Consider the following 25,510-nt stretch of genomic DNA (forward strand, 5'->3'; position numbering starts at 1 on the left):
GTGTCAGATCAAACCGTATTGGCGAGCCTTGTTGCGCAGGAACGGCAAGCCATTGCCCATCACCTCGGCCTCATCCTTCGCGACCGGGCGCCAGACTGAGAGACCGTAGGAGACTTCCGGCGGCATGTTGATGAAGCTTTCCATGGCAAGTCCGCCCTTGAAACCGATCGCCGCCAGCGTTGCGTAAATCTCGTCCCAGGGGCAGTTGCCAGTGCCTGGTGTGCCGCGATCGCTCTCGGACAAGTGGATGTACTTCAGGTGATCGCGGGCGGCCAGAATGCCATTGCCTGCACCCTTCTCCTCGATGTTCATATGGTAGGTGTCGAGATGAACAAAGATGTTGTCGGCCCCGATTTTCTCGACCATCCAGACGGCCTGCGCGCCGGTGTTGATCAAATGGTTCTCGTAGCGGTTCACGGCCTCGATTCCGAGTTCGATGCCGCGCTTCTTGGCGTGCTTGGCGGCGACGGTCAGCACATGCGCGATGTTGTCGTATTCCTTTTCGGTCGGTGGCACGCCGGTGCGTTCGCCGATACCGCCGAAAATCACGCCGGAAAGCGCCAGCGCGCCCATTTCCGCCGTCTTGTCGATGGCCTCTTCGAGATGTTCGATGGCGGCATCCGGCCGCACCGAGGCCCAGGCGCGCTCCGGCAGGCCGAGCGAGCAAACGGCGGGAAGATTGTGCTTTTCGAGCAAGGCGCGTGTATGCGCGGCATCGACCGCCGGCGCGTTCAGAAGCGCGATCTCGATAAAGTCCATCCCGTATTTGACCGAAGCCGCGATCGCCTTCTCCGCGCCGGCCCGGTCCCAGTTCATCGTCCACATCGAGGTGTGGACCCCAAAACCATGCATCTAACTCATCCTCTCTTTGTGTTTAGGAATTTGAGGCGCCCGGCAAGCCAATGCAGGATCATCACCGTGATCATCAAAATGCCCCAGACCGCCGTCGCAAGATGCTGGCTTGCGCCCATCAGATTGAGTCCCGAGGACAGAAGCTGGAGCACGACCAGCGCAACGAAGACCGGGATCACTCGACCGAAGCCGCCGAACGGATTGACGCCGCCGAGAAAGCAGGCAAGCACGGTGATCAGCAGGTAAGACTCGCCGTGGCCGACACGCACCGAATTGAAGCGCGCCAGCATAATGATGCCGGCAACCGCGCACATCGCTCCGGACAACGTGTAGACGAGAACCTGCACCTTGCGCGTATTGATACCGGAATAGCGCGTGGCCTCGATATTGGAGCCGATCATGTATGTGTTGAAGCCTAGCTTCATGCGCGTCAGCAAGACATGCCAGATCAGCACGCAAGCGATGAAGATGAGCAACGGTACCGGGATACCAAAGATCGAACCGTAGCCTATCGCCGCGAAGAAGCCGGGAATGCCGGACACGTCGCCGCCGCGCGTCAGGAATTCGCCGAGACCGCGCAGGAAGATCATCATCGACAGCGAGACCAGGATCGGGTGAGCCTTGGTGTAGGCGATGACGAGCCCCATGATCAGCCCACTCAGTGCTCCGACCGCGATGGCAAGGACCGAGCCAAGGACAAAGGCGCCGATGCCTGCGTCGACGCCTCCCTGGCTTTGCAGTACCCAAGCCAGCGTCAGGCCGGCCATGTTGGCCGTGAAGGTGATGGCCAGGTTCAAGCCGCCGGTCAGGATCGGCAGCAGCATGGCAAGCGTGAGGAGGCCGAGTTCCGGCAGCTGGAAGGCGACCGATCCAAAGGTGGCACGGGAAAAGAAGTTCGGCGCGGCAAAGCCGAACACGACCATGACCGCTACGAACGCGGCGAGCGGACCTGCCAGTTCGGGGCCGAGCGCGTTGCGGGCGCGTTCAATCAAAACCGTCATGAAGGCACCCGCCGGCTTTTCAGGAACGGCAGCAGGCGTTCGATGCTGGTGTTCGACAGGGTGATGGCGGCAAGAATAATGGCGCCGACGATCATCTTGAACGCGAAAGGCGATACACCCATCAAATTGAGTCCGTTTTGGGTGATCGAGACCAACAGAACGCCCAGAATGCAGCCGAGCACGCTGCCTTTGCCGCCGCCGAGCCGCGCACCGCCAAGGACCACGGCTGCCAGGACGTCGAGTTCGCGACCATAAAGGGCGTTCGGCACCACTTCCTGCGCGTAATGCGCTTGCACGAGACCGGCGATGCCCGCCATCAGGCCCAGCCAGCCGAATGCAATAAACTGCATGGCACCAATATTGATGCCGAAGCGGCGCGCCCCCTCCGGATTGTCGCCAAATGCGTAGAGCTGGCGCCCAGTGGTGGTGCGCGTGATCAACGCCCAGGTAGCGAACACGCAGATAGCCATAATGAGCACAGGTAGGGTGATTTCCGCCCAGCTGCCGTCAGCCATCTCCCGCTCGAACAGCACGACACGGTTGGTGAGCCAGTCCGGAAGATTGTAGATCGACACGCCGCCTGTGAAGAACATCAGCAAGCCGAAGAAAATGTTGAAAGTAGAAATCGTGGCGACGATCGAAATGATTCTGAACCCGTGGATCAGGAAGGCGTTGATGCAGCCCAACGCGACGCCTAATGCGCCAGCGATGATGACGCCGATAATCCAATTGCCGCCGCCGACCCAGCCGAGGACGGTCGCCGTCAGATATTGCACAACGGAGGCAGCAACCGCGAAGGAAATGTCAATGCCGCCGGCGACCAGCACGACGAGCAGGCCGACGGCGAAAATGATGTTGACCGAGCTGGTGTTCAGAAGGTCAAACGCGTTGCCGAGGGTGAAGAACCGGTCTGTCGCGAACGAAAGGAAGACGCAGATGACTGCGATAACGGCGAGCAAAGCCAGTTCCGTTGCGTGGGAGCGGACAAACCTACGCATAGACCGCCTCCTCGATCGCCTGGAGGGTCGTAGCGCCCGGTGCATATTCGCCGACAATGCGCCCCTGAGCCATGTGCAGCACACGGTCCGCGTTGAAATAGACTTCAGGCACCTCGTCCGAGATCAGGATAATGGCCAGCCCGCTGTCTGCGAGCTTGGAAACGATGTCGAAAATGCCGGCGCGCGCGCCGACATCGACGCCGACCGTCGGTGCGTCGAGGATAAGCAGCTTCGGGTCGGTCGCCAGCCATTTGGCAATGGCGACACGTTGCTGATTTCCCCCTGACAGGGTCGAGATCGCGTCGTCCTGCTTTCCGATCCTGACGCCGAGATCCCTTATCCAGCGATTGACCAGAGATCGCTTGCGATCGCTCGAAATGAAACCGCCCGAAAGGATCTTGTCCAGCGAGGCGATGACCATGTTGGCGGCGATTGCCTGGGGCTGAATGAGGCCGAGCGACAGCCGGTCTTCCGAAAGATAGGCGACGCCGGCGGCGATCGCGTCACGGTTGGAACCGAAGCGAACGGGTTTGCCATCCAGGACGACAGAGCCCGATTTCGGCTTGCGCATGCCAAACAATGTCAGCGCCAGCTCGGTGCGCCCTGCCCCGAGCAACCCGGTGATGCCGAGCGTCTCGCCGCGCCGGACCGCCAAAGACACATCCTGGAATTCGCCGGGGCGCGAAAGCCCCTTAACCTCAAGCATGACCGGGCTCTTGCTCAAATCCCGATGCAGCACGGAATAGTCGAACGTCTTGCCCGTCATCAGCTCGGTGATGCGCGATTGGGTCAGGCCTTTGGTTGGATAGACACCTACCAGGGCGCCGTCGCGCAGCACGGTGACGCGGCTGGAGATTTCAAGAACCTCCGCCAAGCGATGACTGACGAACACGACGGCGACGCCCGACGCCGACAGATTGCGCACAATGTCCAGCAGATAGTCGGTTTCGGATTGGGTGAGCGACGCCGTCGGCTCGTCCATGAAGACGAGCTTCGCCTCGCCGACGAGGGCGCGCGCGATTGCTACGATCTGCCGCTGTGCGATGGGAAAATGGTGGAGTGCTAAATCGACATCGAGGCTAACACCAAGACGTTGCAGGGCGTTGGTCGCGACACGGCGCATTTCGGCATAGTTCACCAGCCGCGGCCAGCGGCCGATGACAGTCTGGAACGCGATGTTCTCGGCGACAGTCATCTCGGGAAACAGGGCGAGGTCCTGCCAGATGACCTGAATCCCGCCGGCCTGCGCCGTAACCGGCGACATATTGGAGTAGCTCTGGCCATCATAGTCGATCACGGCGCCCGCCTCGGGCTTGTACACGCCCGTAATGACCTTGATCAGCGTGCTCTTGCCGGAGCCGTTCTCGCCCGCGAGGCAATGCACCTCGCCCGGCAGCACCTCAAAGCTGACATTCTTGAGCGCCTTCACGCCGCCGAACGTCATGTTGATGCTGCGGAGCGACAGCAGCGGCCGTGACGCGGCGCCATCGAGTGCCTGATCAGCCATCGAGTTGAAATCCTGGACCCAATCGCGTTGACAAATCCTGCAGCCGGGCCGGCTCGAGGCCAGCCCGGCTGCCATAGCCTTGGGAGGCGTTACAGGCCCATCGCCGCGAGATCGTCGACAGTATCCTTGTTGATGGGGACCAGCTGATCGACGATGATGTTACGGTTTTCGAAGTCGGGCTTGACTGTCCCTAGCCCTTCGATCGTATCGCCGTCCTTGATCTCGTTGCCCTTCATGAGATGGTCGGCCAGCGTGACGAAAACCTCGCCCGCCTGCTTCGGATTCCACATGAAGCCGCCGGAGATCGCGTCGTTCTTGATGAGCTTCTGGCCCTGGCCTGGCGAGAATGGGCCGAGCACGAATATTTCCCCCACCTTCCGCCGCTCTTCGATTGCGCGGCCAGCGCCGATCGGGCCTTGGCTGCCGAAGGCGAGGAAGCCCTTCAAGCCGGGATTGGCGGAAATCAGGTCAAGCGCAGTGCTGCGGCTCTTGTCGACATCCTCGGCGACGCCATAACGTTCGCCGACAAGTTTCATGTCGGGATTGTTCTTCTTCAGATACTCGATTGCGGCATCGGCCCAGGCATTGTGCAGCGGCACCGTCAGCGAGCCGACGAAGACTGCATACTCACCCTTGCCGCCCATCTTCTCCGCCAGGAGCTTGGCATGAGCTTCGCCGAAGCCGGTCGCGGATGCGAGTTCGAAGTCCCAGTCGGCGCCCTTCTGGCCAGGCGATTCATGCGTGATGACGATGATGCCGGCGTCCTTGGCCTTCTGCAGCACCGGTTCAAGCACTTTCGCATCGTTCGGCACCACGCCGATGACCTTGACACCCTGCGCGATCAGATCCTCGATGGCGCGAACTTGCAGTGCCGGATCAGCGCTGGTTGGGCCAACCATGAAAGCGTCGACGCCGAGCTTCTGGCCGCGCTCCTTGATACCGGCCTCCATAGCGTTGAACCACGGAATGCCGCCGATCTTTACGACGACGCCGACCTTGCCGGCCTGCTGTGCCATCGCAGCGAATGATCCGCCAAGCATAAGGGTCGCGGCAAGCGCCGCGATCATGAGCTTTTTCATCTGTACTCCTCCCATAACGTTCCTAGTGGGAACACACTCGAGCCGTCGAACGACGGCGGCCGTTAGAAACCTCCCCGAAAAACACGGGCACCTCCCCATCGATTATCCACCGGTTTCCGCTTGCACAATCGATGGTGCAGAAACTATCATGCATCGAGAAGCTCTCGTCAAGCGGGATATTTGCTCTAAAAAGACGCGCGGGAGGGGCCAGATGGATCAGCGGGTCAAGAAAAAGGCGACGATCTATGACCTGTCCGTGCTATCGGGCAGTTCGCCGTCGACCGTGAGCGCCGTGCTGAACGGCACTTGGCGCAAGCGCCGCATCAAGGAAACTACGGCGCAAACAATTCTCGGCCTCGCCGAACTCCACCAGTACACCACCAATCTGCAGGCACGGGGTTTGCGACGCTCGCGATCGGGCCTGGTCGGCCTGATGCTGCCCGTCCACGACAACCGCTACTTCTCCTCCATGGCACAGACGTTTGAGGGGCATGTGCGCAGCCGCGGTCAATGCCCGGTCGTGGTTAGCGCCAGCCGCGACCCGGAAGAGGAACGGCGGACCGCGGAGACGCTGATCTCCTATTCAATCGACCAGCTCTTCATCGTCGGCGCCACCGATCCGGACGGCGTCCACGAAGTCTGCGAACCGGCGGGGCTGAGGCATATCAACATCGACCTGCCGGGAGCGAAGGCGCACTCGGTGATCAGCGACAATTATGAGGGCGCGCGGATGCTGACGGAGGCAATCATCCGCCGCTTCGGCAACGACGATCCTCTGCGGCCGGACGAGCTGTTTCTGTTTGGCGGCCGCAACGACCATGCGAGCCGCGAACGCATCGCCGCTTTCCATGCGACCAAGAAAGCACTGCTGGGCGCCGACCCTGATGACGGTGTGCAGTCCTCCGGGTATTCGCCCGATATAACTTTGCGCGCCTTCGAGGCGTTTTACCAACGCCATGGCAAGCTGCCGCGCGCGCTGTTCATCAATTCGTCGATCAATATGGAAGGTCTGCTGCGTTTCATGGCGGGCCGGCCGGCAGAAATGTTCAGCGAGCTCGTCGTCGGTTGCTACGACTATGATCCATTCGGCTCGTTCCTGCCCTTCCCGGTAATCATGGTGCGGCAGAACGTTGAGGCGATGATCACGAAGGCATTCGAGCTGATGGATGAACCGCCGACGGCACCGCAGACCTTCCTGATTGCGCCAGAGTTGATCCAGCCCAGGTCTGCACTGAAAGGGCCGCTGGACACTCTGAAGGACATAGCCTGAGGGTGAATCGGCGCTATAGGGCGACCCCACCTTGAGATTTCAATGGTTTCATCGTGCCGACCTCACGAGAGTGTCGCCGTCCTCACCGTGAGCCAACAAGGTGGGCGCGCAGTCGCCTGAAAAAGGCCTATAGCACCGACCGTTAGAAGCGATAACGGATTCCAAGAGTGTTCGCATTAGAACCCTCTTTCATATCGCCAATTGTGCCGTCGGCGCCGGATCTATGATGGAGTTGGTAGACGAGTTCGACATTGGGAGCTTGCCTGACTCTGAAGGAAAGCTCCGCACCAACGAAGCCGAGGAATGATGCATCGCCATCGTAGCGGATTTCGCGATTGCGCTCGATCTCGGTAGGGCCTGTAACGGCACTGAATCCAGCTGTCAGTGCAGGCGCAATCGCCAAATCACCAATGACAAGGCCCTGGTGGCGAAGTCGCGCTCCGGCCCAAAGTTCGCCAGACGTATCGTCGTCCTGGCCAAATCTTATGGCCGCGCCGGCGACGCCACCAAGAACGAAACCAGCGCCTATATCGACGAGATCGCGACCGTATGCAGCTCCGATTATATAGTTGTCCGTGTAGTCGGCACCAAAAACATTGATCGTGTCCCCGAAGGCCCCGCTCGCAAACACGCCACCAAAGACATAAACATCATTCTTGGTCGGCAGACCGTCTGTGAAAGGGTCTTGGGTCGCAAAATAAATAAAGGGAGAATTGTCATCGGCGAGTCCAGAACTGACTGAAGTGCTCAAGATCACCGCAGCCAGGGCCGCTTGCATTGCGTGCATAGACAAGCTCCGAATCAATCCATGCCATTGTTCGCAATTGCCCAGGGGAAAACAAGGTACGAATTGGTTTGTCGCCAGAATACTGGATGCGGATCATCCTATATCTCGAACTCTTCTTTGGGCTCTGCCAAGCGGCTTGCGACAACTGCCTCAGGTAACCCGATGGTGCGCGCCGTAAATCCGGGAACGTTTTCGCGTCGGCGCGGGTTGTGGAGATGCCTCGAACGCATGGGACGCCGGTGAAATGGCCATTCTTTCAGGAAAACCGGGAAGCTGTTGGGTGGCGGCAGCCCCCGCTACGAATTATCCCCCGCTCGAGGGCTCGATCCATGCGGAGGCCGTTGTCGTGGGCGCCGGGATTGTCGGGCTCACGACGGCGCTTCGCCTTTGCGAGGCCGGTCGGTCGGTGATCGTCATCGAAGGCCTGCGGACAGGCGGCCAGGTGACCGGCCGCTCGACGGCCAAGATCACGACGCAGCACGCGCTGATCTACCACCATCTCATCGACACCTTCGGCCGGGACCTGGCGCAAGCCTATGCCGATGCGAATTCCGCCGGCGCTGTACAGATCCGGGAATGGGTTCGCAACTTTGGCATTCCCTGCGATCTCGAGGCCAAAGACGCCTATGCCTACACCTGCGATGCAAGCCGGCGCGCGGAGATCGTGGCCGAGGCAGAGGCTGCGCGGCAAGTTGGGCTGAACGCCGATAGTCTCGAGCGCGCGCCGCTCCCTTTCGAAACGGCCGCCGCTCTGCGTTTTTCAGACCAGGCGCAGTTCAATCCGGCGATGTATCTGGTTGGCCTGGCTAAAGCGGTGACGGCCCGTGGCGGACGGATTTTCGAAAACAGCCGCGCGATCTCGATCGGCGAGGCAAGCCGCTGGCGCGTCGTCACCGACAGCGGCACCGTCCACGCCGAGCATGTGGTCGTCGCCACCAACATGACGGTGAAGAGCCCCGTCGGTATGGCGAACCGGACCCAGCCGCGCTGCCACACTGCCATGGCGTTCCGGATCGATGACCCTCTTGCTGTCGACGGCATGTTCATCGGCATCGACGATCCAACGCACTCCATCCGCACCGGCCGCGATGCCGAAGGCCCGCTGCTGGTCGCGCTCGGCCCCAAATTCGACACGGGCCAGGACGGCGACGTGGCGAAACGGTTCGTCGAGCTGGAACAATGGGCAAGAGTGAGCCTTCCGGTTGGGGACGTTGCGTGGCGCTGGTGTAACGAGGACTATGATACGGCCGATAGAGTTCCATATGCCGGCCAACCCGATCCGGACAAAGCCTCCGGTTTTCATATCGCCACGGGATTCAACGCCTGGGGCATCACCAATGGAACGGCCGCAGGCACGATGATCGCGGATTTGATCTGCGCTCGGCCGAGCCCATGGCGAAAGCTCTATGATCCGGCGCGGTCTTATCCCGAGGACTTTCATAGGAATGGCCGCAGCCAATCGATTGTCTCAAGCATCGACGACATTGCGCCCGGCATGGGCGGTGTGATCGTCAGGGGTGACGAAAAGATCGCGGCGTGGAGAGACACTGAAGGAGTACTCCACCCCGTTTCGGCGACCTGCACCCACAAGGGCTGCACCGTGACCTGGAACAACGCGGACAACACCTGGGATTGTCCTTGTCATGGCTCGATTTTCGGCGCCGACGGCACGGTTATCCACGGCCCGGCTCGAAAACCGCTTGCCCCGGCCGCGCTGTAAAAGGCGGCGACTGCCACGGCCGGCGTTACCGTGCGTAGGTTCCGACCAGCTCAGTCTGCTCCAGCGCATGCTTCTGGGCTTCTTTCCAGACAGACTGCACGCCCGCCTGTCCCGGCACACTGAGGCTCGGCACGTCGAGCACGGCCAGCCGGAAATGATAATGATGGACGCCATGTCCCACCGGCGGCTGTGGGCCGTCGTAATAGGCATTGCCGAAATCGTTGGTGCCTTGCCGAAGTGCCGACGGACCTGGCTTGCCATCTTGCGCCTCGGCTAGCTCGCTGGCATCGGGCGGGATATTGAACACCGCCCAGTGCCCGAAGGTGCCGCTCGGCGCGTCGGGATCCTGCACGACAAGAACAAGGCTCTTCGCACCATCCGGAACCCCGGACCACTTCAGCGGCGGCGAGACGTTCTGGCCGTCACGGGTATACCTTTCAGGGATTTTCCCGCCCGCCGGAAACGCAGGGCTGATAAGGGTGAGTGGCATTTCCATTTTCCCAAAGAAGCGTTACGGCCGAGACCATCGAGGTCTGGGCGCCATTTCACGCCGCTTGCTGAGCTTCCGCGGCGCGCCTGATTTCTGCCGGCAAGGATTCCCAAACCTTGGTCATCTGCCCCTCTTCCACGTGGTGAACGAGCACCTTGGATACGACCCTGAATGCATCGTTGGAATCGACCGGCCGGGTGAATTCCAGCTCCCCCTTGATTTTGGCGAGAAACTCATCGAGCGACCGCAACTTCTCGGGCGTCTTGGAAGGCTGATATTGGTCGTAATAGGCGCCGCGTACCAGAATCGGCAGCTGAGAGCCGAGGTGGGCTGCAAGATCCGGCTGCATGCGGTCTCGCAGCGCGTGCAGCACCGCTCCAAGAACATGCCATGCGTTCTGCCGATCCGGTCCCATCTCGGCCATGATCTCGTCGAGCCAGATGTTTGTGGTCTGCAGCGTCTTGTCGAATACGTCGAGTCCGGTGGCGCTCATCGAAGCCTCCTGTTCAACGGTTTGAATGACTCATCAGACGAAACGACCGTGGGTCGGCTGTTGTTCCCGTCCCCCAAGCTTAAAGGGCCGTCTCTCGCGAAGGCGTGTGATCCATCCGGCCAAGCTTTCGCTACGTGTGTTTCCGCCAAGATTGCCCCGTCAAGATTTGGCCATGGCGACGGCAACGAAAAGCGATTGTCCTTGCCTGTTGATGCGGAACAATATGGGCCTGTTCTGTTGGCGCGATTTCGCCCACTCCTCTTGGATGTCCGACGGCTGCGTCACATTCCGGTTGTTGGCCGAGACGATTACATCGCCAGGCTGAATGCCGTTTTCGGCGGCGAGGCCGTTGGGGGCCACTTCTTGCACGAATACGCCCGTAATGTCCGGCTGGAGTCCGAGCTGCTGGCGCGCCTCATCCGGGATTGGGCTGAGCGACAAACCAAGACGTGTGTCGGCCGTTTCCGACTTTGGAACGGCGCCGGTCTGTTGCTCCTCATCGTTGCGCTGTCCGATGGTCAGAGCTATTTCCTGTTGGCTGCCTCCACGATTTCTTGTCAGCGTCGTTTTTGTTCCCGGCGTTTGGCTCGCAGCCGCGAGCGTCAAATCGTGGACGTTCTGGATGTCCTTGCCATTAAAGCGTGTAATCACGTCTCCTGCCTGTATGCCTGCCTGCTCCGCCGGACTGCCGGGTTCGACCGAAGCGACCAGCGCTCCCTTGCTGTCGGGTATTCCAAGCGCCTCAGCAATCGACGGCGTGATCTCCTGGAGACGTACTCCGATGAAACCGCGCTCGATCCGGCCGGTACGGATCAACTGGTCGACGATGTTGCGGGCGGTGCGGGATGGTACCGCAAAGCCAATCCCTATGCTGCCACCTGTGGGAGATACGATGGCCGTGTTGACCCCGATCACTTCGCCGCGCGCATTGAACAGTGGGCCGCCGGAATTGCCGCGATTGATTGAGGCGTCGGTCTGGAGAAAGTCGTCGTATGGACCGGCATTGATGTCGCGCGAACGGGCCGAAAGCACGCCGACGGTGACGGTCCCACCGAGTCCGAACGGACTGCCGATCGCGATGGTCCATGCGCCGGGTTGTACTGCATCTGAGTCACCCCAGGCGGTGGTTGTCATGTTGGGCCGTGGGTCGATCTTCAGCACCGCGAGGTCGGTTGCCGCATCACGGCCGACGAGCCGCGCAGGCAGCGTCTCCTTGTCGGAGAATACGACATGAACTTCGCTTGCATCGGCAACGACATGGTTGTTGGTGACGATGTATCCATCGGGGCTGATCACAAAGCCGGAGCCAAGAGCCTCTCGCACCCGCGGTTGAGCCGGTCCCAGGCCGCGGCCATAGAAAGGACTAAGAAGGTCGTTCAACGTCGCCTGGTCTTGGATAATCTGTCGGGTGGTTATTGCGACCACGGCCGGAATTTTCTCGCGCACGATTGCCGTGAAGTCGTTCGGGATTTCCTGGGCTGCGAGCGGAGCAAAGCCGCCGGCTGAGAGCATCAGAGTTCCGGCGATCAGGCCGGCGCACAGTCTTTTGTTCAATGCCGGAAACATGGTCTGCGACTCCTCCAGCGTTCAGTGATCAAGCATGCGACGGCTCCAGCGTGAGCCAGCGGCTTACCAGCGGATTACGACAACCTTGTCGTCCCCGTTGGCGAGTTCGACAGCTTCGGTGCCGTCCGGTTTGCGGCTTTCGATCCGGGCGTTTTCTACTGTTTCTATGCCAGCGATATTGGCTGCAAAGGCCTCGTCAATCTCGGCGGCACAGACCAGGGTATCCGGTGGCAGATCCTTCACTTGGTCCATCAACTCGCGAAGCTTCATGGCGAACCTCCTTGGCACAGGCCGGATTCTTCCGACCGCACATTCCAACCATGTCTCTCCAGAAAAGTTCCCGTCTCTCGTAGAGCCCGAGAGAACGGTCTTTGAATAACCACGTCCGGCCCCGGAATTCATCGGAACTTCCAGCTCGCAATCCGGCGGGCGGGGATCTACCCGTTACGCTCGGCCGCGATGTATCGGGCGTGGTGGAGCCGTGCGGCACGCGGGCGCATACTTTGAAGAAGGGCGGTCCGATGTTTGCCATGCTTGGCAACGACCGCGGCGGTAACACCGAATACGTCGTGGTCAAGGCGACGGAAGCGGTAGCAAAACCGGAACGTCTAAGCCATGTGGAAGCCGCCGCCATGCCGCTTGCCGGCATTACAGCATGCCAGGGCCTTTTCGACCATGGCGACCCTCAAATCCGGGCAGCGGGTTCTCATCCATGGCGGCGCCGGCGGTGTCGGGGATCAGGCGATTCAGTTTGCAAGGCTGTGGGCGTATTTGTCGTGACGACTGTTGCTGCCGAGGATTTCGATTTTCTCCGCGATGCAAATGCGGTGGCATGGATCGTATGAGCGCGGGCTGTGTTCACTTAAGAGGGCGCTCGAATTGCTCCTCTATACGGTCGCCAACAATGAGCCCGACCGGGCGAGCATGAAATCTTCACCCGGCCGCTCTGAAAGCACGGCATTCGCTCCACGATCCACAGCGTTGCCGGCGACGCCACCAGCATTTGGCGGCCAGTCGCTAACGAGAACGATCAAGACTTGTCGTCACCGTTCTGCGCTAGCCTCAATGCACAAACCTTGCCCTCAGCCAAGCCAGAAGTCTGTTGCCGGTAATTGTCCGGCGAACTCTGGCGGCAGCCCATCGCGCTTGCATCGTAGCACCGACGTGGCAGTGACAGACGATGTTGTGCAACTGCCAATCACTCAGCTCGAAGAAGCGCTTTGCCTCACCGTAGGTGTCATCTTTCAGACCCATGGCGCGCAGCACCGGATCCTCATAGGCAACGGTGATCGGCGACCCCGCGCCACGCGCTACGGCACGGGCTTCAGGACTGAGATATTCGGTGCCTGAAAGCGCTCCGAGGCAACGCCGTGGATTTTGCTCGAGAAGCTTGGCCCAACGCTCGATCCGTTGCGTCCGAGACATGGTCGGGTATGTCGCCGAGGGCTCAACTGTTGCGATTGTCTGCAGTTGCTCGAGTGTTTGGTGTTTCATGGTCGGCTCCTTTCAATAGGTCGAAGCGCCCACGCCCTCACAGAAGATTATTGCGCTGCGACGCGCCGACAAGGCCGGAATTGGCGATGTTAGGAGTTTGCCCCTCGCAGGGGTTCTTATCAGGAACCTTCTCGGGGGCCTGCTTGTTTTGGCTAGTGAAAGGAGAGCGTCATGAGCACAAAACCACCACCCGTTCCGGCAGAGAACAAGAGCCCAAAGGGTCCGGGCGATAAGAAGTCGATTCCCGTCGACCAAACGCAGCACAGCCATTCCGCCCCAGATCCCGACAAACAGGGCCAGCAGGGCAACACTAGGGTCAATACGACCCATCAAGGCTACCAGCAGGACCGTTAGGTGATTTCATGTCTACGTCGAAGAAGACCCGCGCCAGCATCCGCCATGGCGGTCCTGGCGCATCGCACGAGAATGCCAAGAAGCCGCTGGTGATAGAAAAGCCGCCAGCCGATTCCGATCAGCGCAGCCGCAGCAAGATCTCAGGCGGTGGAGGCGAACGCGACAGCCACCATACTCATGACTCGGAAAAGAAGGGCGGCGGCACCCGACCGGCACACCAAGCAAGGTGAATGGTTGTTCACGTCCCGCGAACCCTGCGGCCTAGCACCTCGCATTTCTACTGAAAAGGCGAGGTGCCAAACATTATCGACCGGCTGACTGTGAGCGCCGCCTCGGCAGGCCCGCGTCAGGCAGCCTTGCTGTTATGGCCCCCCTCCAGGCGGTCCGAGGCAGAAAAAGCCTGTCGCCCGCTGGCTCCCGGCCGGCGGGCTTTCTCGTCAGCCTACCGGCTTTTTCCCGCTAGACGAGCGACACGATGCTACTTCCGGTGGAACAGGAAGCCCCTTCTGGGAGTTCATACCGTCATCAACAGGCGCATGGACGTGCCCTTGTATGGCGCGGCAGCGCAAGAATGGGAGAACCACCATGACCCTCGGCACCATACTCATCATCATTTTGATCCTTGTCTTGCTTGGCGGGTTCAGCGGTCTGGGTGGCGGGCCGTTCTACGGCACCGGCTATTATGGTGGCGGCGGCCTCGGTCTCGTGCTACTCATCGTCATTATCCTGGTCCTTCTCGGACGCATCTAGTGCCCGCTCGATTAGGCCGATAACTTCAGGGTGATCCTGTGTCGCGCTAGTACCTTGTCCAGGAATGTGGCGGCTGCAGGCAAAGGGGGCGCACGTGACTGCCCGGACGGAACCGAAATCGCTCAAGTGCATTATAGCCGCTCGGAAATCCACGAGAATGGCGCCATAAGTGAACTTCGTTGAACAAGCCGATGTCGGCCTCGGAGTTCCGGGCATTCCCGCTGCCGATCTGATGCAGGCACTGCCGGTCGCCATCTACACCGTCGACGGGCAGGGACGCATCACCTTCTTCAACGAAGCCGCAGCTGAGCTCTGGGGCCATCGTCCCGTTATCGGTCGGGACCTATGGTGCGGTTCGTGGAAACTTCGTCATCTCGACGGTCGGGATATGGCACATGGCGAGTGTCCGATGGCCGTGGCGCTGCGCGAAGGACGGGATGTCTCATGGGACCAGGCGATTGCGGAGCGGCCGGACGGCGAACTCGTCCCGTTCAAGGCTCACCCACGCCTGCTTCGCGACGAAGCGGGCAATGTTGTCGGTGCCATCAACACGCTGCTCGACCTGCGCACCCAGAAGCTGGGCGATGAAGCCCGCATGCGTCTTGCCGCCATAGTCGAGTCGTCGATGGACGCCATCGTGTCGAAGGACATGAATGGCATCATCACCAGTTGGAACGATGCTGCAGAGCGCTTGTTCGGCTACACGCCTGCCGAGGCGGTCGGCCGGCCGGTGACGATGCTCATTCCGCCCGACCGTCTCGACGAGGAAGTCTCGATCATCAGCCGCATCCGCGCCGGCGAACGCGTCCCCTCCTATGAGACGATGCGCCTGCGCAAGGACGGCACGCTCGTTTCGGTCTCGCTCACCGTCTCGCCGATCCGCGACGGGATCGGGCGGGTCGTCGGCGCCTCCAAGATCGCGCGCGACATCAGTTCTCACAAGGAGAACGAGCGGCGCATCCGTCTGCTCATGCGCGAGGTCAATCATCGGGTGAAGAACCAGTTTTCGGTCATCATCTCGATGATCCGCGAGACCAGCAGGCTGACGAGCACACCTGAGGCTTTCCTCGGGCAGGTTCGGGAGCGCATCATGGCGCTTTCGGAATCCCATGATCTCCTAGTCAATGCCGAGTGGCGCGGTGCGACCGTCGGCGAGCTCATCCAGGCACAGCTCAAGGCCTTTGCAGCGCAGTCCCGCGTGTCGATGGCCGGGCCAATGGTAATACTGCAGCCGAACGCCGTGCAGTATCTCGGTATCGCCTTCCACGAACTCGCCACCAATTCGGCAAAACATGGAGCGCTGTCCTGTAGCGGTGGACGCGTCGAAATCGATTGGAATGTGATTCCTGCCGGCGGCGGTGCCGAAACCTTTCGACTGGTCTGGCGTGAGTTGGGCGGGCCGATCCTGGACGCTGTCAGGCGGCGCGGTTTCGGAGTGGTCGTCCTCGAGCGGGTGGCGCCGCAGGCTCTCAGCGGCAGCGGGCGGCTGGAATTCCATGAGCAAGGCGTCACCTGGACGCTTGAGGCGCCGCTACCCTTCGTCCAGACGTCTGTCGCGGATAACGCGGCCGTTTGAAAGCGCCCGTGAAGCTGAACCTTCCCCTCCGACCGACTGTGCTGACGCCGGACCTATTGCGTTCGGTCCGGCTGGCGATGATAGAGCGAAACAGTCCTGTCCTCCAGAACATCGAAGCCGCCGCTGCCAGGCAGAGCATCGCAATTCACTGAGTGACGATGGACGTTATGTGATTCAAGAACTGTGAGGCTGTCGAATTCCATGGCCGCCCCGCAGAACTGGGCCGCTTGCAGTACCAGGTATTCGATGTCTTCAAGCGCGACGTTTTCTGCGAGGTTTCGCAGCCGCACGGCCTCGGCCACCGCGGTCACATTGACCATTCCCTTATAGCGGGCGGCTGCCCTAACTTGCAGGTCAACGTCTTGACACAAATGAGCCGAGTAACCGTATCTCATGGAAAACCCTCTTTTTTAGGAGCGGTTTGTCCCTCGTTGGTAAGCATGCGCCATAACGATCCGAATGGCAACGGGATAAATAAAATTACACCGTTAAATCAATAAGTTAGCATATGGCGCGGACTGTGCAGTCGACGCCTCACAGTCACTGTCAACCTTGCACGCCGACAGCGTATGAACCGGCCTTGACGGGCGATGAGACTGTTCCTAATTCTTAGACAATTACTAACTTTGAGCGGCTGGAGGCAAAATGGCCGACCTGGAAAGACCCGAACGACTGCAGATCATGCTAACTGCTGACGAATTGGCTGCATTGGAAAACTGGCGCTTCGAAAGGCGCATGCCAAGCCGGTCGGCGGCGGTGAGAGAGTTGCTGCGGCGCGGTCTCCATGCAGACGGATTTTTGACGGCAGCACAAGGTGCCAAGTCACAGGATTTTGGGATTCTGCCCAGTTCCGGGATTGTCGATGGACCGTCCGACGGCGGCTAGCCGTCTCGAACTGTCGCTCAAGGCTAGCAACCTATACCGGTGTTTCCTTTCGACGTGCCGGAGCCTTGCCCGCGCTCTGGAACCTCAGGCAATCGTCGCGCGTTCGGTGACACGGGGCTACGGTGCCACACCCTTTTGAGGCACGTTGTGTACCGGAGCAAAGGCCGGTTGCATCATCACACAGGCCAGCAAGGATCGAAGCAGTGAGCGTGCTCTACCGCGCGGCAAAAATCGCCGAACAAGCTCATGCCGGGCAGATGGACAAGACCGGACGGCCCTATATCGAACATTGCCGCCGGGTCGTTGACGCCGTCGAAACGCTCGATCAGAAGGCCGTTGCCTATCTTCACGACGTTCTAGAGAAAAGCGACGGTTGGGACCGCGATCGGCTCGAGGCGGTTGGCTTTGGAACATCCATCGTGTCGGCAGTCGATGCCATGACACGCAGGCCGGACGAGGACGACCTCACTTTCGTGCGCAGAGCAGCATCCAACCCATTGGCGCTGCCGGTCAAGCGCGCAGATCTCGCCGACAATCTGTGGCAGGCACGGCAGATTGGCGCGCCGACGTCGAAGTACGAAGACGGACTGCGGGTCCTCGACGAAAAATTCTCCCAATGAGGAAAGATTGCCGCCTTTGACGTGCCGCCGATGTGGAAAATTCAAGCGCTTCTACTCGGGGATGTGAGGCGTATGTCGCTTGTCCTCGGCAGGATCGGCATCGATCCGCGCCTTGTCGGAATCGAAGGCACCATGGCGGGCGATGGCCAATGCCGGGGTATCGGGCGTCTCGTAGGCCCACATGAAGTCGTCAGCCGCTCCGCCGACCGCGTGAACCCGCCAGTAACTTGCTGTGCCCTTCAGCGGGGAGCGCGTTGTGGTGTTCGTCTTCTCCAGAAGCTCGAAATAGATATCCTCGAAAGGGATATAGAAAACGGGATCATGTCCTTCTTCGTGAAGCACTTTTGCCCGCTCGGTTGAGGCAACGATCGCGTCGGAGAACCTGACCGTCACGGTTCCATTGAAAGGGGTAACTGTAAGCGCGCCGGGGTGGCGGGCGGAATTTGCGGCTGAGGGCTGCATTCGACTTCTCCGTTGGCTGCGCTGTCTCACTGAAACGTAGCACCGCCCATCAGGGTTCCAGGTCGGCCAGGCATCGGCTCTCAACAAAATGCAATCGGTGCTTATCCCGAGTTCCGTCGCTCGGGCAGCGATGGCCGCCTTGATGCCTTTGCCGCGACGGAAAACGCGCTGCCGCTGCAGTACGGCAATAGGCGCGACCGTGGGTGCGGCTTCGCGTCAAAGAGCTACCGCAAGCTTCCCGCAACGCAGGCTTTCTCAGCCCTGCCAGCTGAAACCCTGTGCGGGCAATCCACTTTCAAGGGAACGCTACCGCCGAAACTTCGTTCATCGGTCACCAATACCGTATCGGCGGCGGGGCTTCGCAAATGAAGGGAGATTGCCATGAAAGTCGGCAACTGCATGACGAGGAATGTCCAGGTCGCGAACCCCGAACAGTCCATTCGGGAAGTAGCGCAGATCATGGGCAAGCTTGACGCCGGAGTGATGCCCGTGGGCGACCACGACCGGCTGGTCGGGATGATCACTGATCGTGATATCGCGATCCGCGGCGTAGCATTGGGTATGGGACCTGACACCAAGGTGCGTGATGTCATGACCCCGGAGGTCAAATACTGCTTCGATGACGAAGACGTCGAGCATGTGCTTGAGAACATGGGCGACCTGCAGGTGCGTCGGCTTCCGGTTCTGAACCGCGAAAAGAGGCTCGTCGGGATCATCTCTCTTGGCGATCTCGCGACGAACGGCGAAGCGGCAGAAGCGGGAGATGCTTTAAGCGACATCTCGAAGCCGGGCGGCGAGCACTCGCAAACTGCTCACTGACTGACGCTGCGACACGGTTAGCGCGAGGTCGACATATATCTTGTTCCGCGGAGCGTCGGCTAACGCTGGCGCCCCGCCCTAGCGCCGAAAACCCGCAAGCGTCCGGCGTCCTGCGCAGCGTGAGCGTTACGAGGACGCATTCGAGCTCCGAGGAAAGTTGCCAGACTACTTCATTGACTTGACCTTCTACGGAGCCGCGATGCTCGCGGAACTCGGTCGCCTTGACGAGGCGCGACAATGGGCCGAGCGGGCTGGTGCAAGGCTTCCCCAGCACCCTGGAGGCGCATTGCACCCTACCGCAGCCCGGCAGGCCAGCAGCATTTCGCAGATTCGTTGAGCACGGCCGGTGTGCTAGGATAGGCGGGAATATGCATCCGATCATTGCCTGTATCTTGGAGGTGCAAAGTGTCCGGCCAATCCATTACCGTTCTGATGGTCAATGAGTATCCTGACTACATCGACGCCAAAGTGTGGGCTGCTGAGCTGAAGAAGCGTGTGCCGCAGCTGGAGTTCAGGCTTTGGCCAGACGTCGGGAACAAAGGTGACATAGATATAGCGCTGATCGACAAGGGCGCCAGTCCTGGCTCTTTCGACGCGATGACAGGACTGCGCGCGGTCGTCTATTTGGGGGCAGGTGTCGACGGTATTGATCTCCAAAGCTTTCCCAAGAGTGTTCCGCTCATTAGGCTCGCAACGCGTGAGCAGGCTTCGGAAGTGGTGCAGTACATCGTCCTTCGCGTTCTCTGCCAGCAACGGCATGTTGCGGAGTACCTGAGTCAGCAAGCCCGCAAGATTTGGAAACCGATCGCGCCGCGGAAGGTCTCCGAGACAAGAATTGTTGTGCTGGGTGCGGGCCGGATCGGTGGATGGGCCGCAAAGCTGTTTGCGGACCTGGGCTACGACACTGCTGTCTGGTCTCGTCACCAGAAGACGCTTCCTGGCATACAGAGTTACTTTGGCCGTGCCAAGCTTGCGGACGCACTCACACTCCGGGACTACGTTATCTGTTCGCTTCCCCTGACTGGTGACACTCGTGGGATACTGAACTCCAGTGCCTTTGGAAAAATGAAGCGAGGTGCCTACCTCGTGAATGTCGCCAGGGGCGCGCATGTCAAGGAAGCCGACCTGATCCGCGCTCTCGACGAAGATCAGCTTTCTGGTGCTTGCCTTGACGTGTTTCAGCGTGAACCGCTGGAGGCCTCATCGCCACTGTGGAATCATCCCAAGGTGACCATCACACCTCATGTGGCGAGCTTCTGGGTGGATTCTGGAATCGACCAGGCCGCCGATCTCTGCGGTCAAGTCGCAAGAGGAGAGCCTCTGTCCAACAAGATCGACCTCGAACTGGGTTACTGACTCGAGGTAAGGGCCTCACCCCGAGACGCGCAGAGCGGAGTGACCAGCCCCCACCGAGTGGTCCCGGTAGAATGTTAGTGTGGCCTTGGCTGCTGCGCCAAAGGCAGCATGGCCGGCGGAGTCGGATGGGCCCGCAAGCGGGCTTCCTAGCAGGTCGAAGTTCAAACGTCGAAGTTCAAACCATGACGGCGTTCAAACCATGACGGCGCAAGAAGTTCACCGGGATGTCGTGTCGTGATAAACTCTCCTTGCGACGGGACCGCGACACTAAGGCGGAGCATCTCGCGGCCGGGTGGGTCTTAGTCGCAGACGATGAGCTTGAGCGCCAGATGTTCTCGGATGATTGCAAGCGTCCTGCCAAAGCTCATGGTTGAAGGTGGGGCCTCTCGGAGTTGATAGATTGAGCTGGTCGCTGAACCTCGGGACGATCGCCGGCACCACCGTGCGCGTTCACTTTACCTTCCTGCTTCTGCTCGTCTGGATTTGGCTGACGCACTATCGGATTGGCGGCACGCCAGCGGCCTGGGAAGGCGTTGCCTTCATCATTGCCGTCTTTGCGTGCGTGGTCCTGCATGAGTTCGGCCATATCGCCGCAGCGCGGTATTTCGGCATCGGCACGCCGGACATCACACTTTTCCCGATCGGCGGCGTGGCCAGGCTGGAACGCATGCCCGAAGAGCCGGGACAGGAGTTCGTGATCGCGGTCGCGGGGCCGCTGGTCAATGTCGCGATCGCCGCGCTGATCTTCGCCTTGCTAGGTGGGTCGGCGGGTGTCGAACAGATGGCCGGGATCGAGGATCCGCGCATGAATTTTCTCGCCAGGCTTGCCGGGGTCAATGTCTTCTTGGTCCTTTTCAACATGATCCCGGCCTTCCCGATGGATGGCGGCCGTATCCTGCGCGCAGCCCTCGCCGCCCGCCTTTCCTGGTCGCGCGCGACCCAGATCGCCGCCACGATCGGGCAAGGATTGGCCTTCGTCTTCGGTTTCATTGGGCTGTTCTACAACCCGCTGCTGATCTTCATCGGCATCTTCGTCTATCTCGCCGCGGCAGCAGAAGCCCAGAACGCACAGATCCGCGAGGTTGCCACAAGCGTCCTGGTCGGTGACGTGATGATTACCGAGTTCGCCCGGCTGGAACGGTCGGCGACGCTCGACGAGGCAATCGAGATGCTGCTCGCGACCACGCAGCACGACTTCCCTGTCACCGACACCGCCGGCCATCTTAAGGGATTGGTGACACGCGACGACATGATCCGGACATTGAAAGAAAAGGGGCCTGCTGAACCGGTCGCGAGCGCAATGCGGAGCGATATCCCGAAAATACATTACCGCAAAAGCCTCGAGGAAAGCCTGCGGCTCATGCAGCAGGCAGATGTGCCTGCTGTCGCCGTCGTGGACAGTTCCGATCGGCTGGTCGGGCTCATGACACACGAAACCATAGGCGAGATGCTTATGGTCCGCTCGGCGGTTTCAGATGCCTTCCGATTTGGTCGTTTGCGTGGGAGCAAGCCGCGACTCACACGGATCTGAGCAGGAGGATATTCTTTCTACGCCGGATCGGGTGAGTGCGCTCTATATCGTAGGGGAGCGATGAGCAGAAATCGGCCGGAACGACGTCGTTCCGGCCCATTTTCTGTGTCTCAAGCGCCCGCGACGTGAGGCAGAAGTTCAAGCGCACCGCGATAGATCATGTCGCCAGCTACGTAGAGGATGACCACCAGGCCGACATAGGCAATCCAACGGTGCTTCTGAAGCAGATTGGCGATGAGGTTTGCAGCAATGCCCATCAGCGCGACGGAGAGGACAAGGCCGAAGATCAATACGTTCGGATGATCGCGCGCGGCTCCCGCTACCGCCAGAACATTGTCGAGCGACATCGAGACGTCGGCGATGATGATCTGCCAGGTTGCCTGCGCCAGGGTCTTGCGTGGAGCTTTGCCAGCTACGATGCCGTCGTAGTCGACGTCACTTTCCGAAAGCGCTTCGATCGCCTGTGTTTCCTGCGCATGGTTTTGCCGGAGTTCGCGCCACATCTTCCAGCACACCCACAACAGCAATATACCGCCAGCCAACAGCAAGCCAACGATCTGCAGGAGTTGAGTTGTCGCGGCCGCAAAGCCGATGCGCAGAACGGCGGCTGCGATTATACCAACGACGATTGCGTTTCTGCGCTGCTCTTTGGGTAGTCCGGCCGCGGCAAGGCCGATAACGATGGCGTTGTCACCGGCCAGCACCAGGTCGATCATGATGACCTGCAACAGAGCGGTCATTGCTTCAGGACTAAAAAATTCTGTCATACGGCACCCTTGCGTTCAGCTAGGGGTGACGCGGCTTGCGAGCATAACCGTAGAGCAACGCGAACACCGCGTATGACAAGAGAAATGCCGCTACAGCTGAAGAAATCTCAAAGCCAGGCCACCCGGATTGAATTCCAGTCCGACATCACAGTCCTGATGGACTGCCAGAGGGGCCCGGCCTGGTAGCACCTAGCTATTGCCGGAAACGCGAAAACTCAAGGCTTAATTGTAATTCGGGATGTGTGGCATCGACCCTCGGCGAGTTTCGTACGCCAAGTCGATCGGGCACGCGGCCATTGTACGGGCCGGCAGCCGCAAGTACACTGAGACCGTGGGCTTCGGTCAGTCTCTGTAATACTCGATCTGCGACCGTCGATGGCGATGAAGGAAATCCGTCTTGGCTGTTCATCGACGACCGATCGGCCAATATCTGTTCCCAATCGGCTCCTTGGGTCTGGCCGCACTGATTCATTTCGGCGCCGCGTCGATCGAGCATTCGCTGCTTTCGATCAAGATCCTGGCGACGATCGTGGTCGCTATCTTCATCTTCGCGACCGTGTTTGTGGTTTTGCATCATGCCGAAGCCGTCGCACGGCGGCTCGGTGAACCTTACGGCACGCTGCTGTTGACATTTTCGGTCACGGCCATCGAAGCATCGGTCATCGTTTCGATGATGCTCCATGGCGAGAACAACCCGACGCTGGCACGCGAGTCCGTGTTTTCAACGGTCATGATCGTGTGCGCTGGTGTTGTCGGGGTCTGCCTCACACTGGGTGGGCTGAAGCATCGATATCAGGACATCAAACGACAGGGCACCAACGCTTCCCTTGCCGTCATTATGGCGCTGACGGTTCTTACGCTGATCCTTCCAAACTACACGCTTGCAACAAGCCCCGGTACGTTCTCCGCATCGCAACTCGCTTTCGTGAGCGTTCTTTCAATGCTCCTCTATGGTGCCTTCGTCTTTGCCCAGACGGTGCGCCATCGGGGTGATTTTATCGAGGATCTGACGTCCAGCGCGGAACATGAGGCGCATGTATCTGAGGGTGGGAACGTGGCCACAAACGTGCTCCTCTTATTTGTTGGACTGGCAGGGATCGTTCTTCTGACCGAGCAGGTGGCCGGCAGCATCGAGAATGGGCTCGAGTTTCTTCAAGTTACCCAGGCGGACGCAATCGTGGGCTTCTTCGTCGCTGCGCTGGTGCTTATGCCGGAGGCGGTGTCGGCGGTTCGGGCAGCGCTCAATAACGAACTTCAGCGAGGACTGAATGTCGCTCTCGGCTCTGCCTGCGCCACAATCGGCCTGACAATCCCGGCAATCGGTGCGGCGAGCCTGCTCACCGGACGGAGCCTGACTCTTGGTCTGGGCCCGGGGGATACCGTGCTCCTCATCCTCGCGCTTGCCATCAGCATCGTGAGCTTTGGGACGGGCCGAACAACGATGCTGACGGGGCTTGTTCATCTCGTCGTGTTTGTCGCCTATCTGTTCCTTATCTTCGTGCCCTAGGGTCTGTTGAGTATCAACACCGGGAATGAGCTGCATTGCGTTCTGCAACCGCTCGCTGGATAGTCCTGGGGATGTTGCAGACCTTAATGACTCATTGGCCCCAGATCCTCGCGATCATTCCGGTGGTGATGGCGGCCATCGGCATCGTCCACGCCATAATGACGAAGGAAGACGTCCGCGCCGCCACAGGTTGGGTCGGCGTGATGTTCCTGTCGCCATTCCTTGGCGCGATCATCTACGCCGTTGCCGGCATAAACCGCATCCGTCGTGCAACGATCAGCGCCATGCGGCCCCTTTCCAGCGACGCGGCTTCCGCAAAACATGAGCGCAACATTGCCGCCGAGGAATTGATTGCCGAGCGGTACGGCCAACGCTTCACCGGCCTGAAGACATTGGGCGACAGGGTGGCACGGCGTGCCCTGACCTCGGGAAACGCGATTGCGATGATGGAGACAGGTGAAGAGGCCTATGCCGCAATGTGCCGAGCGATTGATGGCGCTCAACGCACTATCCTTCTCGAGACCTACATCTTCGACAATGACGATGTTGGGCGGATTTTCGTGGAATCTCTCGCCGGAGCCGTCCAGCGGGGTGTTAGCGTTCGCGTGCTGATCGATGCCGTCGGGGCGCGTTACTCCGTCCCCAGCATTCTTGGGCGTCTGCGAGAGGCAGGAATCACAGCAGACCTCTTCAACGGCAACATTGTCATGGGCCTGCGTCTTCCCTACGCCAACCTCAGAACGCACCGGAAGATCCTGGTCGTCGATGGCACGATTGCGTTCACCGGAGGGATGAACATCCGAAAGGGATTCTCAGCCGAGTTCGCCGGCTCCTCCAGCGCGAGGGACACGCATTTTCAGGTCACCGGGCCGGTCGTGGCCGACCTTTTTTCGGTTGCCGCCGAAGATTGGCGCTTCGTGAGCGGCGAGCTCCTGGAAGGCGACACCTGGCAAGTGGCCACGCTTCCCGCGGCTCCCGGTCAACCGATGCTGGCGCGGGCGGTTGCCTCCGGGCCGGATGCCAGCATCGAAACGAACCACAACTTGCTGATCGGGGCATTTTCCGTCGCCCGCAAATCGATCCGCATCATGTCGCCCTATTTCCTGCCGGATCGGGAACTGATCAGCGCGCTGACGACTGCCGCCAGGCGAGGCGTCGAGATCGACATCGTGGTACCGGCGGAGAATAATCTCTTCCTTGTCGACCGGGCGATGACGGCGCAATTCGATCAGGTCCTAAAGCACTATTGCCGCGTATGGCGCACGGAGGGCTCGTTCGATCATTCGAAGCTGCTGTCGGTCGATGGAGTTTGGGCTTATATAGGATCCTCCAATCTTGATGCCCGGTCCCTGCGGCTGAATTTTGAGATTGATGTAGAGGTTCTTGATGCAGGCTTTGCCGCGGAGATTGAAGCGCGGATCGGATCGGCAATCGCCTCCGCCGCGTCTGTAACGATCGAAACCTTGAGAGCCCGGCCCTTCATCGTCCGCCTGTTCGACCGAGTGTTGTGGCTGGGATCGCCCTACCTTTAGAGGCTTTCTCGTTCTGCCGGGGGGAATTCGGGTGACGCAGCCACCGCTCCTTTTGAGCGCCGCATCTCGTCAGGGCAGGGAAGCAGCGATTGCG

General features: G+C 60.0%; 28 protein-coding genes. 14 read left to right on the plus strand and 14 right to left on the minus strand.

From position 1 onward, the window contains the following. Positions 1–3: 3 nt before the first annotated feature. The 5 genes from ACWTU8_RS18280 to ACWTU8_RS18300 form a co-directional block, all read right to left on the minus strand. Complete coding sequence (locus ACWTU8_RS18280) at positions 4–852, minus strand: sugar phosphate isomerase/epimerase family protein (RefSeq protein ID WP_455849278.1); 849 nt, start codon at positions 850–852, stop codon at positions 4–6. A 5-nt stretch (positions 853–857) separates the two neighbouring features. Further along, the gene (locus tag ACWTU8_RS18285) at positions 858–1,853 is read right to left on the minus strand and encodes an ABC transporter permease (protein WP_455849279.1); all 996 of its coding nucleotides are present in this window, start codon (positions 1,851–1,853) and stop codon (positions 858–860) included. Beyond that, a complete protein-coding gene (locus tag ACWTU8_RS18290) occupies positions 1,850–2,851 on the minus strand; it encodes an ABC transporter permease (protein ID WP_065007852.1) in 1,002 nt (333 codons plus the stop codon). The genes ACWTU8_RS18285 and ACWTU8_RS18290 overlap by 4 nt, the downstream gene beginning before the upstream one ends. Then, positions 2,844–4,358 carry a sugar ABC transporter ATP-binding protein gene (locus ACWTU8_RS18295; protein WP_455849280.1) on the minus strand — a complete coding sequence of 505 codons (1,515 nt, stop codon included), beginning with the start codon at positions 4,356–4,358 and terminating at the stop codon, positions 2,844–2,846. The genes ACWTU8_RS18290 and ACWTU8_RS18295 overlap by 8 nt, the downstream gene beginning before the upstream one ends. Before the next feature lie 89 nt (positions 4,359–4,447). After that, positions 4,448–5,437, minus strand: coding sequence for an autoinducer 2 ABC transporter substrate-binding protein (locus tag ACWTU8_RS18300; RefSeq protein WP_127313702.1), 990 nt, complete (start codon positions 5,435–5,437; stop codon positions 4,448–4,450). Positions 5,438–5,648: 211 nt separating this feature from the next. Between ACWTU8_RS18300 and ACWTU8_RS18305 the strand changes: the two genes are divergently transcribed. Then, on the plus strand, positions 5,649–6,707 hold the full coding sequence (locus tag ACWTU8_RS18305) for a LacI family DNA-binding transcriptional regulator (protein WP_455849614.1): 1,059 nt from the start codon (positions 5,649–5,651) through the stop codon (positions 6,705–6,707). Positions 6,708–6,849: 142 nt separating this feature from the next. Here ACWTU8_RS18305 and ACWTU8_RS18310 read toward each other — a convergent pair whose 3' ends face one another. Continuing rightward, positions 6,850–7,494 (minus strand): hypothetical protein, encoded by a 645-nt coding sequence (locus ACWTU8_RS18310; protein WP_455849281.1) that lies wholly within the window; start codon positions 7,492–7,494, stop codon positions 6,850–6,852. Between the two features lie 244 nt (positions 7,495–7,738). On the opposite strand from ACWTU8_RS18310, the gene ACWTU8_RS18315 reads away from it, so the two are divergent. Further along, positions 7,739–9,214, plus strand: coding sequence for an FAD-dependent oxidoreductase (locus tag ACWTU8_RS18315; protein WP_455849282.1), 1,476 nt, complete (start codon positions 7,739–7,741; stop codon positions 9,212–9,214). 25 nt (positions 9,215–9,239) lie between these two features. On the opposite strand, the gene ACWTU8_RS18320 is transcribed toward ACWTU8_RS18315, so the two are convergent. The 4 genes from ACWTU8_RS18320 to ACWTU8_RS18335 all read right to left on the minus strand — a co-directional run bounded on the left by ACWTU8_RS18320 (position 9,240) and on the right by ACWTU8_RS18335 (position 12,033). Then, on the minus strand, positions 9,240–9,704 hold the full coding sequence (locus tag ACWTU8_RS18320; RefSeq protein ID WP_065007941.1) for a YbhB/YbcL family Raf kinase inhibitor-like protein: 465 nt from the start codon (positions 9,702–9,704) through the stop codon (positions 9,240–9,242). A 55-nt stretch (positions 9,705–9,759) separates the two neighbouring features. Further along, the gene (locus ACWTU8_RS18325) at positions 9,760–10,197 is read right to left on the minus strand and encodes a DUF2267 domain-containing protein (RefSeq protein WP_455849283.1); all 438 of its coding nucleotides are present in this window, start codon (positions 10,195–10,197) and stop codon (positions 9,760–9,762) included. A gap of 159 nt (positions 10,198–10,356) precedes the next feature. Next, positions 10,357–11,763, minus strand: a complete 1,407-nt coding sequence (locus ACWTU8_RS18330) for a Do family serine endopeptidase (protein ID WP_455849284.1) — start codon at positions 11,761–11,763, stop codon at positions 10,357–10,359. 63 nt (positions 11,764–11,826) lie between these two features. Further along, a complete protein-coding gene (locus ACWTU8_RS18335) occupies positions 11,827–12,033 on the minus strand; it encodes a sugar phosphorylase (protein ID WP_455849285.1) in 207 nt (68 codons plus the stop codon). A gap of 101 nt (positions 12,034–12,134) precedes the next feature. Here ACWTU8_RS18335 and ACWTU8_RS18340 point away from each other — a divergent pair, with 101 nt between their 5' ends. Continuing rightward, positions 12,135–12,608 carry a hypothetical protein gene (locus ACWTU8_RS18340; protein WP_455849286.1) on the plus strand — a complete coding sequence of 158 codons (474 nt, stop codon included), beginning with the start codon at positions 12,135–12,137 and terminating at the stop codon, positions 12,606–12,608. Between the two features lie 217 nt (positions 12,609–12,825). Here ACWTU8_RS18340 and ACWTU8_RS18345 read toward each other — a convergent pair whose 3' ends face one another. After that, positions 12,826–13,257 (minus strand): hypothetical protein, encoded by a 432-nt coding sequence (locus tag ACWTU8_RS18345; RefSeq protein WP_095519845.1) that lies wholly within the window; start codon positions 13,255–13,257, stop codon positions 12,826–12,828. A gap of 171 nt (positions 13,258–13,428) precedes the next feature. Here ACWTU8_RS18345 and ACWTU8_RS18350 point away from each other — a divergent pair, with 171 nt between their 5' ends. The 4 genes from ACWTU8_RS18350 to ACWTU8_RS18365 all read left to right on the plus strand — a co-directional run bounded on the left by ACWTU8_RS18350 (position 13,429) and on the right by ACWTU8_RS18365 (position 15,937). Then, entirely contained in the window at positions 13,429–13,611 is a 183-nt protein-coding gene (locus tag ACWTU8_RS18350; protein WP_287335318.1) for a hypothetical protein, read from the plus strand. Between the two features lie 8 nt (positions 13,612–13,619). Beyond that, the gene (locus ACWTU8_RS18355; RefSeq protein ID WP_029356010.1) at positions 13,620–13,841 is read left to right on the plus strand and encodes a hypothetical protein; all 222 of its coding nucleotides are present in this window, start codon (positions 13,620–13,622) and stop codon (positions 13,839–13,841) included. A gap of 355 nt (positions 13,842–14,196) precedes the next feature. Next, entirely contained in the window at positions 14,197–14,361 is a 165-nt protein-coding gene (locus ACWTU8_RS18360) for a DUF3309 family protein (protein ID WP_065007862.1), read from the plus strand. Positions 14,362–14,530: 169 nt separating this feature from the next. Beyond that, positions 14,531–15,937 (plus strand): PAS domain S-box protein, encoded by a 1,407-nt coding sequence (locus tag ACWTU8_RS18365; protein ID WP_455849287.1) that lies wholly within the window; start codon positions 14,531–14,533, stop codon positions 15,935–15,937. Positions 15,938–15,990: 53 nt separating this feature from the next. Here ACWTU8_RS18365 and ACWTU8_RS18370 read toward each other — a convergent pair whose 3' ends face one another. Continuing rightward, positions 15,991–16,332 (minus strand): hypothetical protein, encoded by a 342-nt coding sequence (locus ACWTU8_RS18370; RefSeq protein WP_455849288.1) that lies wholly within the window; start codon positions 16,330–16,332, stop codon positions 15,991–15,993. A gap of 250 nt (positions 16,333–16,582) precedes the next feature. On the opposite strand from ACWTU8_RS18370, the gene ACWTU8_RS18375 reads away from it, so the two are divergent. Continuing rightward, positions 16,583–16,822: a hypothetical protein gene (locus ACWTU8_RS18375; protein WP_029356005.1), complete on the plus strand. Its 240-nt coding sequence runs from the start codon at positions 16,583–16,585 to the stop codon at positions 16,820–16,822. Positions 16,823–17,025: 203 nt separating this feature from the next. Further along, the gene (locus tag ACWTU8_RS18380) at positions 17,026–17,442 is read left to right on the plus strand and encodes an HD domain-containing protein (protein ID WP_287335321.1); all 417 of its coding nucleotides are present in this window, start codon (positions 17,026–17,028) and stop codon (positions 17,440–17,442) included. 51 nt (positions 17,443–17,493) lie between these two features. On the opposite strand, the gene ACWTU8_RS18385 is transcribed toward ACWTU8_RS18380, so the two are convergent. Then, on the minus strand, positions 17,494–17,904 hold the full coding sequence (locus ACWTU8_RS18385; protein ID WP_287335322.1) for a DUF427 domain-containing protein: 411 nt from the start codon (positions 17,902–17,904) through the stop codon (positions 17,494–17,496). 381 nt (positions 17,905–18,285) lie between these two features. Here ACWTU8_RS18385 and ACWTU8_RS18390 point away from each other — a divergent pair, with 381 nt between their 5' ends. The 3 genes from ACWTU8_RS18390 to ACWTU8_RS18400 all read left to right on the plus strand — a co-directional run bounded on the left by ACWTU8_RS18390 (position 18,286) and on the right by ACWTU8_RS18400 (position 21,610). Next, positions 18,286–18,723 carry a CBS domain-containing protein gene (locus ACWTU8_RS18390; protein WP_065007865.1) on the plus strand — a complete coding sequence of 146 codons (438 nt, stop codon included), beginning with the start codon at positions 18,286–18,288 and terminating at the stop codon, positions 18,721–18,723. A gap of 405 nt (positions 18,724–19,128) precedes the next feature. Next, positions 19,129–20,079, plus strand: coding sequence for a 2-hydroxyacid dehydrogenase (locus tag ACWTU8_RS18395; protein ID WP_455849289.1), 951 nt, complete (start codon positions 19,129–19,131; stop codon positions 20,077–20,079). 400 nt (positions 20,080–20,479) lie between these two features. Beyond that, complete coding sequence (locus ACWTU8_RS18400) at positions 20,480–21,610, plus strand: site-2 protease family protein (protein WP_455849290.1); 1,131 nt, start codon at positions 20,480–20,482, stop codon at positions 21,608–21,610. A gap of 110 nt (positions 21,611–21,720) precedes the next feature. Here ACWTU8_RS18400 and ACWTU8_RS18405 read toward each other — a convergent pair whose 3' ends face one another. Beyond that, complete coding sequence (locus tag ACWTU8_RS18405) at positions 21,721–22,377, minus strand: TerC family protein (RefSeq protein ID WP_455849291.1); 657 nt, start codon at positions 22,375–22,377, stop codon at positions 21,721–21,723. Positions 22,378–22,774: 397 nt separating this feature from the next. Between ACWTU8_RS18405 and ACWTU8_RS18410 the strand changes: the two genes are divergently transcribed. Continuing rightward, positions 22,775–23,884 (plus strand): calcium:proton antiporter, encoded by a 1,110-nt coding sequence (locus tag ACWTU8_RS18410; RefSeq protein WP_455849292.1) that lies wholly within the window; start codon positions 22,775–22,777, stop codon positions 23,882–23,884. Positions 23,885–23,955: 71 nt separating this feature from the next. Then, positions 23,956–25,416: a phospholipase D-like domain-containing protein gene (locus ACWTU8_RS18415; RefSeq protein WP_455849293.1), complete on the plus strand. Its 1,461-nt coding sequence runs from the start codon at positions 23,956–23,958 to the stop codon at positions 25,414–25,416. The last annotated feature ends 94 nt before the right edge of the window (positions 25,417–25,510 follow it).

The sequence above is a fragment of the Mesorhizobium sp. BHbdii genome (assembly GCF_053848045.1).